Raw genomic sequence first — 12,840 nt, 5'->3', positions numbered from 1 at the left:
TTATGTCTTCACATAATCACGACCATAATCATAGCCATGTGCATACAAATAACAAAAAAGTATTATTATTCTCATTCATAATTATTGCAACCTTTATGGTAGTAGAAATTATTGGTGGGTTTGTAGCTAATAGTTTAGCTTTACTATCTGATGGCTTACACATGTTTAGTGATGCCATATCGTTAGGCGTAGCCTTAGTTGCGTTTATTTATGCGGAAAAACATGCTACTTTAAACAAGACATTCGGTTACAAACGTTTTGAAATTTTAGCAGCGTTGTTTAATGGGGTTACATTATTTGTTATCGGTATCATGATTATTGTTGAAGCAATAAAACGTATGTTTAACCCAATCGAAGTCCAATCCACAGAAATGTTCATAATTAGTGTTATCGGCTTAATTGTTAATGTCATAGTTGCTACACTTATGTTTAAAGGTGGCGATACTAAAGACAATATCAATATGCGTGGCGCTTTTTTACATGTCTTAGGAGATCTGTTGGGTTCTGTAGGAGCAATTGTTGCTGCTATCATCATTTGGATTTGGGGATTTACTTTAGCCGATCCAATAGCTAGTATTATCGTATCGTTATTAATTATTAAAAGTGGCTGGGGTATTACAAAATCATCTGTCAATATATTAATGGAAGGTACACCGTCGAACATTGATATGGAAACTGCCATCAGCGTATTAACAGAAGAACCAGAAATCATCGCAGTACATGATTGTCACTTATGGACTATTTCTAATGACATCAATGCATTAAGCTGTCATGCAGTCGTCTCCCCAAAATTAAGTATTGATGACTGTGAATATATCTTACAACGTATTGAACATAACCTAGCACATTTAAATATTCAACATATGACTATCCAATTAGAAACACCTAAACATAAGCATGACGATCACACATTATGTACATTGCATTAATTACAAAAGACACGATAAGCAAACACCGTAATAAATTGATATGGTGTGACTTATCGTGTCTTTATATTATAGAAATTTATCAAAAATTAATGATTTACCAGGTACTTGTTTTTCATCAAACCCACGTAAAAATTCTTCATTATCATATGCTACTTTAACTCGGTCAATAGAGATGACATCCTCTTCAATAGTAACCAATCCATAAACAGCATGAGCACCATTGTTTAACCCCACTGCTCCTGGATTAAAATATATTTTTTCTTTGTCATCAAACAAATGAACTGTATGATTATGGCCAAAAACAATTAAATCAGCTTGTTTATCACTAAATAACGTTTGCATTGCTTCTTCTGTAGGTTCAGTGATTGGACTGAATGGTTGTTTATCAATCGGTGCACTCAACTGCTCATTCGGTATTTCATAATGAATAAATAAAACTTTTTTATTTCCAAATTTTTTCTCTATTACTCTCGGTAATTCATTTAATTTGTCATAATAATCTTCATCTAAATGATTTTCAATCCACTGATGATGTTCAAAAAATTTATCTTTTAAATCTTCTGGGTAAGGAGTATCGTTAACTAACGACATAACCGCTTCATCATGATTGCCGGCAATAATTTCCATGTCATCTCTGTCAAAAATATAATCTAGAACTTTATTCGTTTCATGACCCACACCAATATTATCTCCAAGATTATAAATTTTATCTACATCGCCTTTTCTATCAATATCATCTAATACCGCTTCGAGTGCATCAAAATTACCATGTACATCAGTAATAACTGCAAATTTCATGATGATGTCTCCTTTCATTATTTCTCATTAGGACATTTTAACATTTTATACCTGTTTTGTTACCTATTAATTTTAAAAATTTCATTTTTTTGATATTGTGATTATATCATTAAAAAGGAGTGCTTAAATTTTGTTTAAATTTCATAAACTTGCTATACGAAATGCCAAACCACAAAATGGGAAAATTTTAATGTTTACTATAGTAGGTTTTCTCATAGCAATGATATTAGCATATCTTGCTGTCTTACCAGTTCAACCAGCTATCTATAAATTTGCGATAGCACAAGCAACACAACAACCCATAGGTTCATCTATATTTATGATTATATTAGCCATTATCATACCATTAGTAGTATTTTTATTCATTGGCTATCCACTAATTTCAAGTGTAATATATACTATAGATAAAGCTTTAACAAAGCAAAATACTAAATTCACAGATATTTTTTCAACATTTAAAAAAGGTAAATATCTAAAATCTGTAATTTTAGGATTAATCACATTAATATTTTTCATCGTATTAATGCTAGTAAATTTATTATTAGGCAAATTGCTTAACTTTTTAATAGTTAAAGGATTTTCGGCATTACAAGGTCCTATCAGTAGCTCATCAAATGCTTTAGGTATATCACTAACTATACAAATTATCGCAGCCACAGTTCTAGTGTTTATCCTATCATTTGTTTATTGGCTATTTGTTGTCATCGTCGTTAACTATACTTTATCCTTTGTGAAAAACCCTGATTTAGGCGTATGGAAAGCAGTTAAACAAGGATTTGCAAAAATTAAAAATGGTAATAAAACTTGGTTTAAATTTTATTTAGGATTATTATTACTTAATTTAATTGTTATATTATTTGCTAACCCAATAAGTCAATTAGTTAATATTTTAACTGGTGGCATATCTCAAACTGTAGCAGTAGCGCTAACTTATGTAATTACAATTTTAGTTGTTGTTATTCGTTTAGTTGTTTACTATATTAACTTGTTAGCAATTATCCAATATCATATTGAAGATGGTTCAACTGCTAACTTAGCATCTAGTAAAAAGAAAAAAAGTGATGACAAGAGCTTAACTAATCAAGTAAAACAACAAACAACTGATGACACCACTGCATCATCCAATATTAAAGATGACGCAAAAAAACAAGCTTCTGATGCTCAATCAAAAGTTGAAGATGTCGCAAAAGATATCAAAAATAAAAAAGAATAATTAGTGAGTAATTAAAATGTAGGAGACTTATTTAAAGTCATCCTAAAAAATGACTAATCCTTTAAATAAAGGATTAGTCATTTTTATTATCTTAAATGTTATTATTTATTTTAATAAAATCAATGTCTTAACTTTTGCTCTATGTTATAACGTTAAAAACTTTTGTTGTAAATAATGTGCTGCACCATCTTCTTCATTAGTTAAAGACGTCACTTCATCGCAAAGTGCTTGAATTTCTGGGCGTGCATTTTTCATTGCGACAGTGTGTTGACCAAATGCAAACATCGCACGATCGTTATCACTATCACCAATTACTAATGTTTCACTTTGTTTAATACCAAAATACTCTATCATTTCTTTAATGCCCGTGCCTTTATCAACATTATATGGCATTGTTTCTACATTAAAGCGGGATGAATTTGACACACTAATACTGAGATTTTCTTTTTCTTCACCTAACATTGCTCTAAATGCTGTGATTTTATCGTATTCAGGTGAAAATAAATAAATTTTCGAAAATTTTTGGTCTACCAATTCTGTAACCCACTCTACCTTGTCTTTGATCGCATCTTTTCTTGAAAACCATTCACTTTCCCCTACATTTCCAGGCGGGGTATCAGCTTCAAACATCGTCATTGCCCACCGTTTGTCTTCCGCTAAAATAACGCGTGTTGAATCAAAAGGAAATACCTCATAGTAAATACCTTGTTGTCGTGCTTTTTCAACAATTTGTGTGACTGATGCTAAAGTTAAACTATGTTTAAATACTTCTTTATCATCAACTATACCTAGCGTCCCATTTGAACTAATAATGCCATCTACACTAAAATTTTCTGGTACTAAATGATGAATTTCATTATGTGCTCTGCCTGTTGCTAAAAACACTTTATATCCTTGTTTTTTTAGTGCATCAATAGTACGGACTGTAGTATCACTCACAAAATTATCTTTATGTAAAATTGTCCCATCCATATCTAAAAAAATTGCTTTAACATTAGTCATTTCATATCCTCCAGCTGTTGTTTAATCATTACTAAAAAGTGCATATCTATTATTTTGATAAGCTACTTTAACATTTTTATTAAAAAATTCCGATAATGTAGTGTCGTTCAATATTTCAGTTATTGGTCCCGCTTTATAGCAAACGCCATTTTTCAGTAATAAGCCCTTATCAATTTGTGGTGTAATTTCTTCAACAAAATGAGTCACATAAATAACTGCTAAGTCAGGATTATCGACATACATTTGTTCTAACGCTTGCAGCAAGCTTTCCCTAGCAATAAAATCTAATCCGGTAGCAGGTTCATCTAGCACAAGTAACGATGGATTCCCCATTAAAGCACGTGCTATTAATACGCGCTGACGTTCTCCTGTAGATAAATAGCCATAATATTGTTGTTCAAATTCTGTCATACCTAATTGCGCTAAATAAGTTTGCGCAGCTTGCTTATGGCTTTCAGTTGGTTGTTGAAACACACCTATAGATTTAAAAGCTCCACTGATAACTACATCAAGTACTCGCTCCCCATCTTGAAATCGATTCATTAAACTATGCGATACAAATCCAATATGACTACGTACATTTTCTGCAGAATAACCAATTTTACCTGGTGTCATACCAAATAATGTCATCTTGCCTGCTGTATTAGGTTCATAAGCATTTAAAATATTAAGCAAAGTTGTTTTGCCAGCACCATTTAAACCATACAACATCCAATGTTCCCCTTTATGAATTTGCCATGAAACATCAGACAGGATATTGTTCCCTTGTTTACGTCGTGCAATGTGTTCCAAATCAACCAACATACGTGTCACCGCTTTCTATCTTGTTTTTACTTAGATAATAATATTACTTATCAAGTATAGTAGCCAACGACTTACCTTTAGCCACATCATCAATTAATTTATCCAAATATCTAATTTCTTTCATTAAGCTTTCTTCCATATTTTCTACTCTTACACCACATATCACACCTGTTATGTTCCGTCTTGATGGATTTAATCGAGGAGCTTCAGCAAAAAATGTTTCAAAATCAACATCAGCATTTAGTTGTTGATGCAACGTTTTAATATCGTAACCCGTTAGCCAACTGATTACTTCATCTACTTCATCTTGCGTTCTACCTTTTTTCTCAACTTTCGTGACATAATGTGGATACACTTTATTGACAGCCATCGTATATATTTTTGGTTGTGACATTAGCGACACCTCACTTTGCGTTAACTTTAGTTAATATCCATAGTTTACCATTTAATATAGCAGATAAAAATAGAACCATATGACAAATATCATATGATTCTACTTTAATATGTGTATTAATTATTCAACTGTAACTGATTTTGCTAAGTTACGTGGTTTATCAACATCTAAGTCTCTGTGTAATGCTGCATAATAAGAAATTAATTGCAACGCTACAACTGATACTAATGGAGTTAATAACTCGTGTACATGAGGAATGACATAAGTATCTCCATCCTTATTAAGACCTTCCATTGAAATAATACATGGATTTGCTCCACGTGCTACAACTTCTTTCACATTACCACGAATTGATAAGTTTACCTTCTCTTGAGTTGCTAAGGCAACAACAGGTGTACCATCTTCAATAAGAGCTATTGTACCGTGTTTCAATTCGCCACCAGCAAAACCTTCAGCCTGGATATATGAAATTTCTTTAAGTTTCAACGCGCCTTCTAAACTAACATTATAATCAATAGTACGGCCGATAAAGAAAGCATTTCTTGTTGTTCTTAAGTAATCAGTTGCTACTTGTTCCATTACATCAGCATCATCAACAATTGCCTCGATCGCCGTTGTTACTTTTGCTAATTCACGTAATAAATCGATTTCTGATTCTTTACCATGTTCTTTAGCAACAATTTGTGACAAGATTGATAATACAGCAATTTGTGCTGTGTATGCCTTAGTTGAAGCTACAGCTATTTCAGGACCAGCATGTAACAATAATGTATGATTTGCTTCACGTGATAACGTTGAGCCAGGTACATTTGTTATCGTTAATGATTTATGTCCTAATTTATTAGTTTCTACTAATACTGCACGACTATCTGCTGTTTCACCAGATTGTGAAATGTAAATGAATAATGGTTTTTCTGATAATAGTGGCATGTTGTAAACAAATTCTGACGCTACATGTACTTCTGTTGGTACACCTGCCCATTTTTCAATGAATTCTTTACCAACAAGACCTGCATGGTAACTTGTACCTGCTGCAATAACATAAATTCTATCAGCTTGTGCTACATCTTTAACAATATCTTTATCAATTTTCAATTCACCATTGTCATCTTGATATTCTTGAATGATACGACGCATTACAGCTGGTTGTTCATGAATTTCTTTCAACATATAATGATCATAAACACCTTTTTCAGCATCTGCTGCATCAATTTCAGCAGTATAAGCTGCACGCTCTTGTTCTTGGCCATTTTGATCTTTAATGATTACTTTATCTCTTTTAACAATAACAATTTCATGGTCATGAATTTCTTTATATTGATTTGTTACTGTTAACATTGCAAGTGCATCTGACGCAATAACATTAAAATCATCGCCGACACCAATTAATAATGGAGATTTATTTTTAGCTACAAAAATTGTTTCATTATCGTGGCTATCAATTAAACCTAAAGCATAAGAACCTTCTAATAAAGATACAACTTTACTAAAAGCCGCTTCAGTTTCTAAACCTTGATTTGAGAAATGTTCAACTAATTGTACAATTACTTCAGTATCTGTATCAGATAAAAATGTTACATCTGCTAAATATTCATTTTTTAATTCTTCATAGTTTTCAATGACACCGTTGTGAACTAAAGTAAAACGTTCAGTCGCTGATTGGTGAGGATGTGAGTTTTCATGGTTTGGTACGCCATGTGTTGCCCAACGTGTATGACCAATACCCACATTACCGTCTGTATTTTCACTATCAGTTACTTTTCTTAACTCTGCAATACGACCTTTTTCTTTAAATACTGTTGTACCTTCTTCATTCACAACAGCTACACCAGCTGAATCGTAACCTCTATATTCTAATTTTTCCAAACCTTTTAATAATAATTCTTTGGCATTATCATGCCCAATATATCCAACAATTCCGCACATATTTAATTTCCTCCAGTTGTCTAGCAACAGGGGGTTCTCGTATAAAAATAGCTCTCACTGTATTGATGCTTATTATTATAAATCACTTAAAAAAGTACAGAACCCCCCTATTGCAGTATAATCGTTTTCGTTATTTGTTTTATGGCTAACTTATTAACTTTGTGCACAAGGTTGCCCTAGTGTTTTCCTTAATAAGATAACGAATGAGCCACATCCGAGATAGCATCCGCCGAAAAATCGATAACTATCTTCCTCGTCTACAAGCTTCATAGTTAAGACATATTAGTATTTCTGATTAAATACTAAATCTTGGACTTAATTATTCATCACTTGCACAGGCGCTTTAAATTGATATTACTTTCTCTTTGCCCTCCTTCCACTCAATAAAACTATTGTACAACTTATATATATCCTTTGGCAAACTTTTTATGACTTTCAGTAAATTAATTGTAAATTTTTCATTAAGATGTAAATCAATGAAACCTATTTTTGGTAATGACAATTATGTCATGAATCGTGTGCCAAAGTTGAAATTAGTTTATATTGTGGCTAACGTGGTAAAACCCTTACAATTAAAGTATAAAAATTATAGAAAAAGAGGTGCATATTATGTCTCAAGCTCAGACTGAAGAAAAGAAGGGTCTTGGTCGTAAAGTACAAGCATTTGGGTCATTTTTAAGTAGTATGATTATGCCTAATATTGGTGCATTCATCGCTTGGGGTTTTATCGCTGCCATATTTATCGACGGTGGTTGGTTCCCAAATAAAGATTTGGGCGGCTTAGCTGGTCCGATGATTACGTATTTAATTCCATTATTAATCGCTTATAGTGGTGGTAAATTAATCCATGACATGCGAGGCGGTATTATTGCAGCTGTAGCAACAATGGGTGTAATTGTTGCATTACCAGATACACCAATGTTGCTAGGCGCTATGATTATGGGGCCACTTGTTGGTTGGCTTATGAAAAAAACCGATGAATTCATTCAGCCTAGAACGCCACAAGGTTTTGAAATGTTATTCAATAATTTCTCTTCTGGTATTCTAGGTTTCATCATGACAATAGTAGGATTTAAAATATTAGCTCCTATTATGCAGTTTATAATGCATATTTTATCAGTAGCAGTAGAAGCATTAGTTCATGCTCACGTTTTACCATTAGTAAGTATCATTGTTGAACCTGCAAAAATTGTTTTCTTAAACAATGCAATTAATCACGGTGTATTTACACCATTAGGTGCAGACCAATCAGCTTCAGCAGGTCAATCAATCCTATATACTATTGAATCAAATCCTGGGCCAGGACTTGGTGTGTTATTAGCATATATGATTTTTGGTAAAGGCACTGCTAAAGCAACGTCTTACGGTGCAGGAATTATCCACTTCTTTGGTGGTATTCATGAAATTTATTTCCCTTACGTTTTAATGAGACCGTTATTATTCATCGCAGTTATTTTAGGTGGTATGACAGGTGTAGCAACTTACTCATTATTTGATTTTGGATTCAAAAGCCCAGCATCTCCAGGGTCATTTATAGTCTATGTTTTAAATTCTCCTAAAGGTGAATTACTATACATGATTATAGGTGTCGTTTTAGCGACTTTAGTGTCATTCTTAGTATCAGCTATTATTTTAAAATTCACAAAAGAACCTAAACAAGATCTTGAAGCAGCTACTGCCAAAATGGAAGAAACTAAAGGTAAAAAATCTAGTGTATCTTCTAAATTAGCAAGTAGTGAAGGTGCTGCAACAACTGACGCTAGTGAACAAGAAAATAGTGAAGCTGACGACGATGCTGATTTATTAGATAATTATGATACGGAAAATGTAGACGCGCATGATTATAGTAAAGTAAATCATGTCATATTTGCTTGTGATGCAGGTATGGGTTCAAGTGCGATGGGAGCTAGTATGTTACGTAATAAATTTAAAAAAGCAAATATTAAAGACGTTAACGTAACTAATACGGCAATTAATCAATTACCATCTGATGCACAACTTGTCATTACTCAGAAAAAATTAACTGACCGTGCAATCAAACAAGTACCAAATGCTATTCATATCTCAGTTGATAATTTCTTAAATTCCCCTAGATATGACGAATTACTAGCAAACTTAAATCAAGAAGAAAATTAATATAAACAGACAAAGGAGGACACGACTATGTTGTTAAGTACCCGTGAAAAAGAAATTATTGCCATGTTAATTAAATACCATGGTCAATATGTAACAATTTACGATATTGCTCAACATTTAGCAGTGTCCTCTCGTACTGTTCATAGAGAGTTAAAATCAATTGAAAGCGCATTGGCCAACTTCAATATCACTTTAGAACGCGTTAATAAAAAAGGGTTGCAATTATTAGGGAATACTATTCAAATCGAACATTTAAAACGATATATTCAACAACATACCACCGTTGATTTATCAGTAGAAGAACAAAAGGTAATTATACTTTATGCTTTGATTCAATCGAAAGAATCTATAAAGCAATATAGTTTAGCACATGAAATTGGTGTCTCTATCCAAACATTGACTAAATTGTTAGATGACTTAACTGAAGAATTATTACAGTATCAACTGGTACTACAGAAAAAAAGAGGAGAAGGTATCTATTTAAATGGTCCTGAATCCAAAAAAAGAGAACTCTTAAGTCAACTCATGGTTAATAATTTAAATAGTACTAGTGTTTATTCAGTCATTGAAAATCATTTTGTCTATCAATCTATTAACCAAAATCAATTAAACATGGTAGACATGGATAAAATATTCCAAGTAGAACGTATTCTTATGGACCATTTAGGTCGCTTACCCTACACCCTAACAGAATCAAGCTACCTTACATTAACTGTTCATATTGTATTAAGTATTGATCGTATGTTGAATGGTGATTATGTTTCATTAAACGATGAATTATATATTGACATTCGTCATACATTTGAACATGAAATAGCCACTGCTTTAAGTTTACATTTGGAACATATTTATGGCGTAGCGTTTAATCAAGCAGAGATTGGTTTTATTACTATACATTTACGTGGCGCAAAGCGTAAAGATTCTAATCAAGTAGATAGTAGTGACGAAAGTGAACAGTTCCCAATTGATACTTTTATTACACAAGTATCACGCATCTCGCAAATTTCATTTGATAATACTGCAACATTAATTGAAGGACTTAAATTGCATATCATTCCAGCAATAAATCGTCTTAAAGCGAATATTGAGACATATAATCCTTTAACTGACATGATCAAGAAAGATTATCCTTTATTATTTGCTAGTGTAAAGAAAGCACTTTATATGGTATGGCCTAAACTGCAATTTCCTGATAGTGAAATAGGCTTTATCGTGCTTCATTTTGGCGGTGCAATTAATAAGAAAGTTACTTCAGATTTTCATGTGTTGGTGGTATGTAGTAGCGGAATTGGCACAAGTCAAATTTTAGCTGCACGCTTGCAACAATCATTTCCAGATATCACTAGTACGACACAAGCGTCAGTCGGTGATTTAGTTGATTTAGATTTACAACGCTATGCAGCAATAGTATCAACGGTTGATTTAGATATTTTCGCACCTTATATTACTGTCAATCCGTTATTACCAGATACAGATATTAATCATGTCGCATCTTTCATGAAACTACAACAAACACAGTCACAACAATCGATTGAACTTGAATCTAATATCAACATAAGTATTCAACATCAAGATGATACTTTGCGTTATATACGCAATGGTTTAACTTTACTTGATAATGTAAATATTGAATATACAGATGTTACAGAAATAAATGATTATTTAACGACACATTTATATCAACAACAAATTATAAACGATGTACAGTCATTCGCTGATGAACTTCAACAACGTTCATTGACACAAAATTATATTTTGGACCCCTATCCAATCGCTATACCTCATTTAAAACATCGATTGATTTTGCGTCCATATATATTAGTTACAATATTAAATCAGCCAATGGAAGTTATTGATGATCAAAATGACAAACACACTATTCAGTATTTACTTGCTATGTTTGCACCAGAGGATGACTTTAGCGCTGAAATTATTAGCCGCTTCTCTAGTGCCTTTGCAAATCATTTAACTGAATTGGAAACACTTATGTTATATCCCGAACGCATTCGGGAATTGGTGAAACAAAGCTATTTACAAGAATTACAAAATAAATTACAAGATGGAGTGGATAATTATGACTGAATTATTTAGTAACGAAAACATTTTTTTAAACGCAACTGTGAGCAACCGTAATGAAGCCATTGAACAAGCTGGCCAAGCATTAGTGTCAAGTGGTGCAGTTACCGATGCATATATTCAAGCTATGAAAGACCGTGAAGAAGTTGTTTCAACATTTATGGGTAATGGCTTAGCTATTCCACATGGTACTGACGAAGCCAAAACAAGTGTTTTAAAATCTGGTTTAACTTTACTACAAATTCCAAACGGCATTGACTGGGATGGCGAAGAGGTAAAAGTTGTTGTAGGTATCGCTGGTAAAGATGGTGAACATTTAGATTTACTATCTAAAATTGCAATCACATTTAGTGAAGAAGAAAATGTTGACCGTATCGTTAATGCTTCTTCTGCTGAAGAAATCAAACAAGTATTTGAGGAGGCTGAAGCATAATGAAAGCATTACACTTTGGAGCAGGTAACATTGGACGAGGATTTATCGGTTATATTCTTGCCGATAATCAGGTTAAAGTTACTTTTGCCGATGTTAATGCAGAAATTATTGACGCCTTAGATCAACAACATGAATACGATGTTATTTTAGCTGATGAAGCTAAAACAACAACTCGTGTTCATAACGTTGATGCAATTAACTCAGGACAACCTTCTGATGAATTAAAACAAGCTGTATTAGAAGCTGATATAATTACAACTGCAGTTGGTGTCAATATTTTACCTATCATCGCAAAAAGCTTTGCACCTTATTTAAAAGAAAAACAAAATCATGTCAATATCGTTGCGTGTGAGAATGCTATCATGGCTACGAATACATTAAAAGAAGCAATATTAGATATTACTGGTCCATTAGGTGATCATATTCATTTTGCTAACTCTGCAGTAGATCGTATAGTACCTATTCAAACAAATGACAATATTTTAGATGTTGTAGTTGAACCATTTTTCGAATGGGTGGTCGAAAAAGACGCATGGCATGGTCCAGAATTGAACCATATTAAATATGTTGATGATTTAACACCTTACATTGAACGTAAGTTACTAACAGTTAACACTGGCCATGCTTTCTTAGCATACGCAGGTGCTTATCAACAATTACCTACAATACTAGAAGCTATTAAAAACTCACAAATTAAAGATGGTTTACATGCGGTATTAAAAGAAACAAGTGCTTATATTACTAAAGAATTCAACTTCAATGAACAAGCACAAGCACAATATGTCGATAAAATCATCGGTCGTTTTGAAAATCCTAATCTATCAGATGAAGTAACTCGAGTAGGTCGTGGTACTCTTAGAAAGATTGGGCCAAAAGATAGAATTATCAAACCACTGACATATCTTTATAATCACAATCTGCCACACGACAATTTAACTAAGTTAGCTGCATTATTATTAAAATACGATGACGTTAACGATCAAGAAACAGTTGAAAAAAATAAATATATCGATACTCACGGATTAGATGGTTTCTTGAAAACGTATGCTAAAACAGATGATCACTTAACTACTGAGATTATAACAGCTTACAATCAATTATAACTTCAGTATCAATAATGAGTTATCGT

The 12,840-nt window shown here is 32.7% G+C and carries 11 protein-coding genes; 6 read left to right on the top strand and 5 right to left on the bottom strand.

What is annotated here, in order from left to right; genetic code table 11:
• Positions 1 to 2 precede the first annotated feature (2 nt).
• Positions 3 to 929 (top strand): CDF family zinc efflux transporter CzrB, encoded by a 927-nt coding sequence (gene czrB, locus MUA37_RS03805; RefSeq protein ID WP_262624841.1) that lies wholly within the window; start codon positions 3 to 5, stop codon positions 927 to 929.
• 66 nt (positions 930 to 995) lie between these two features.
• On the opposite strand, the gene MUA37_RS03800 is transcribed toward czrB, so the two are convergent.
• Positions 996 to 1,727 (bottom strand): metallophosphoesterase family protein, encoded by a 732-nt coding sequence (locus MUA37_RS03800; RefSeq protein WP_002510356.1) that lies wholly within the window; start codon positions 1,725 to 1,727, stop codon positions 996 to 998.
• 130 nt (positions 1,728 to 1,857) lie between these two features.
• Here MUA37_RS03800 and MUA37_RS03795 point away from each other — a divergent pair, with 130 nt between their 5' ends.
• Positions 1,858 to 2,940 (top strand): DUF975 family protein, encoded by a 1,083-nt coding sequence (locus MUA37_RS03795; protein WP_262624839.1) that lies wholly within the window; start codon positions 1,858 to 1,860, stop codon positions 2,938 to 2,940.
• A gap of 144 nt (positions 2,941 to 3,084) precedes the next feature.
• Here MUA37_RS03795 and MUA37_RS03790 read toward each other — a convergent pair whose 3' ends face one another.
• The 4 genes from MUA37_RS03790 to glmS form a co-directional block, all read right to left on the bottom strand.
• Positions 3,085 to 3,942 (bottom strand): HAD family hydrolase, encoded by an 858-nt coding sequence (locus MUA37_RS03790; protein ID WP_232198692.1) that lies wholly within the window; start codon positions 3,940 to 3,942, stop codon positions 3,085 to 3,087.
• A 21-nt stretch (positions 3,943 to 3,963) separates the two neighbouring features.
• Complete coding sequence (locus tag MUA37_RS03785) at positions 3,964 to 4,746, bottom strand: ABC transporter ATP-binding protein (RefSeq protein WP_142019485.1); 783 nt, start codon at positions 4,744 to 4,746, stop codon at positions 3,964 to 3,966.
• 43 nt (positions 4,747 to 4,789) lie between these two features.
• Positions 4,790 to 5,140 carry a DUF2200 domain-containing protein gene (locus MUA37_RS03780; protein WP_002510352.1) on the bottom strand — a complete coding sequence of 117 codons (351 nt, stop codon included), beginning with the start codon at positions 5,138 to 5,140 and terminating at the stop codon, positions 4,790 to 4,792.
• Positions 5,141 to 5,260: 120 nt separating this feature from the next.
• Positions 5,261 to 7,066, bottom strand: coding sequence for a glutamine--fructose-6-phosphate transaminase (isomerizing) (glmS, locus tag MUA37_RS03775; RefSeq protein ID WP_002510351.1), 1,806 nt, complete (start codon positions 7,064 to 7,066; stop codon positions 5,261 to 5,263).
• A 609-nt stretch (positions 7,067 to 7,675) separates the two neighbouring features.
• On the opposite strand from glmS, the gene MUA37_RS03770 reads away from it, so the two are divergent.
• The 4 genes from MUA37_RS03770 to MUA37_RS03755 are packed head-to-tail and all read left to right on the top strand — an operon-like array spanning position 7,676 to position 12,814.
• Positions 7,676 to 9,202, top strand: a complete 1,527-nt coding sequence (locus MUA37_RS03770) for a PTS mannitol transporter subunit IIBC (protein WP_142019483.1) — start codon at positions 7,676 to 7,678, stop codon at positions 9,200 to 9,202.
• A 27-nt stretch (positions 9,203 to 9,229) separates the two neighbouring features.
• Entirely contained in the window at positions 9,230 to 11,284 is a 2,055-nt protein-coding gene (locus MUA37_RS03765; RefSeq protein ID WP_262624838.1) for a BglG family transcription antiterminator, read from the top strand.
• Positions 11,277 to 11,711, top strand: a complete 435-nt coding sequence (locus MUA37_RS03760; RefSeq protein ID WP_002510348.1) for a PTS mannitol transporter subunit IIA — start codon at positions 11,277 to 11,279, stop codon at positions 11,709 to 11,711. Before MUA37_RS03765 ends, MUA37_RS03760 begins: the two co-directional genes overlap by 8 nt.
• Positions 11,711 to 12,814, top strand: a complete 1,104-nt coding sequence (locus MUA37_RS03755; protein ID WP_142019481.1) for a mannitol-1-phosphate 5-dehydrogenase — start codon at positions 11,711 to 11,713, stop codon at positions 12,812 to 12,814. The genes MUA37_RS03760 and MUA37_RS03755 overlap by 1 nt, the downstream gene beginning before the upstream one ends.
• Positions 12,815 to 12,840 lie beyond the last annotated feature (26 nt).

The sequence above is a fragment of the Staphylococcus arlettae genome (genome assembly GCF_025560845.1).
GTDB classification, from domain to species: Bacteria; Bacillota; Bacilli; order Staphylococcales; family Staphylococcaceae; genus Staphylococcus; species Staphylococcus arlettae.
Note: the sequence above shows the minus strand (reverse complement) of the source record. Positions and strands in the feature narration are given on the sequence as shown.

Coding starts and splice junctions, on each gene's coding strand:
- czrB (WP_262624841.1), top strand. CDS start 3: ATGTCTTCACATAATCACGACCATAATCATAGCCATGTGCATACAAAT.
- MUA37_RS03800 (WP_002510356.1), bottom strand. CDS start 1,727: ATGAAATTTGCAGTTATTACTGATGTACATGGTAATTTTGATGCACTC.
- MUA37_RS03790 (WP_232198692.1), bottom strand. CDS start 3,942: ATGACTAATGTTAAAGCAATTTTTTTAGATATGGATGGGACAATTTTA.
- MUA37_RS03785 (WP_142019485.1), bottom strand. CDS start 4,746: ATGTTGGTTGATTTGGAACACATTGCACGACGTAAACAAGGGAACAAT.
- MUA37_RS03780 (WP_002510352.1), bottom strand. CDS start 5,140: ATGTCACAACCAAAAATATATACGATGGCTGTCAATAAAGTGTATCCA.
- glmS (WP_002510351.1), bottom strand. CDS start 7,066: ATGTGCGGAATTGTTGGATATATTGGGCATGATAATGCCAAAGAATTA.
- MUA37_RS03770 (WP_142019483.1), top strand. CDS start 7,676: ATGTCTCAAGCTCAGACTGAAGAAAAGAAGGGTCTTGGTCGTAAAGTA.
- MUA37_RS03765 (WP_262624838.1), top strand. CDS start 9,230: ATGTTGTTAAGTACCCGTGAAAAAGAAATTATTGCCATGTTAATTAAA.
- MUA37_RS03760 (WP_002510348.1), top strand. CDS start 11,277: ATGACTGAATTATTTAGTAACGAAAACATTTTTTTAAACGCAACTGTG.
- MUA37_RS03755 (WP_142019481.1), top strand. CDS start 11,711: ATGAAAGCATTACACTTTGGAGCAGGTAACATTGGACGAGGATTTATC.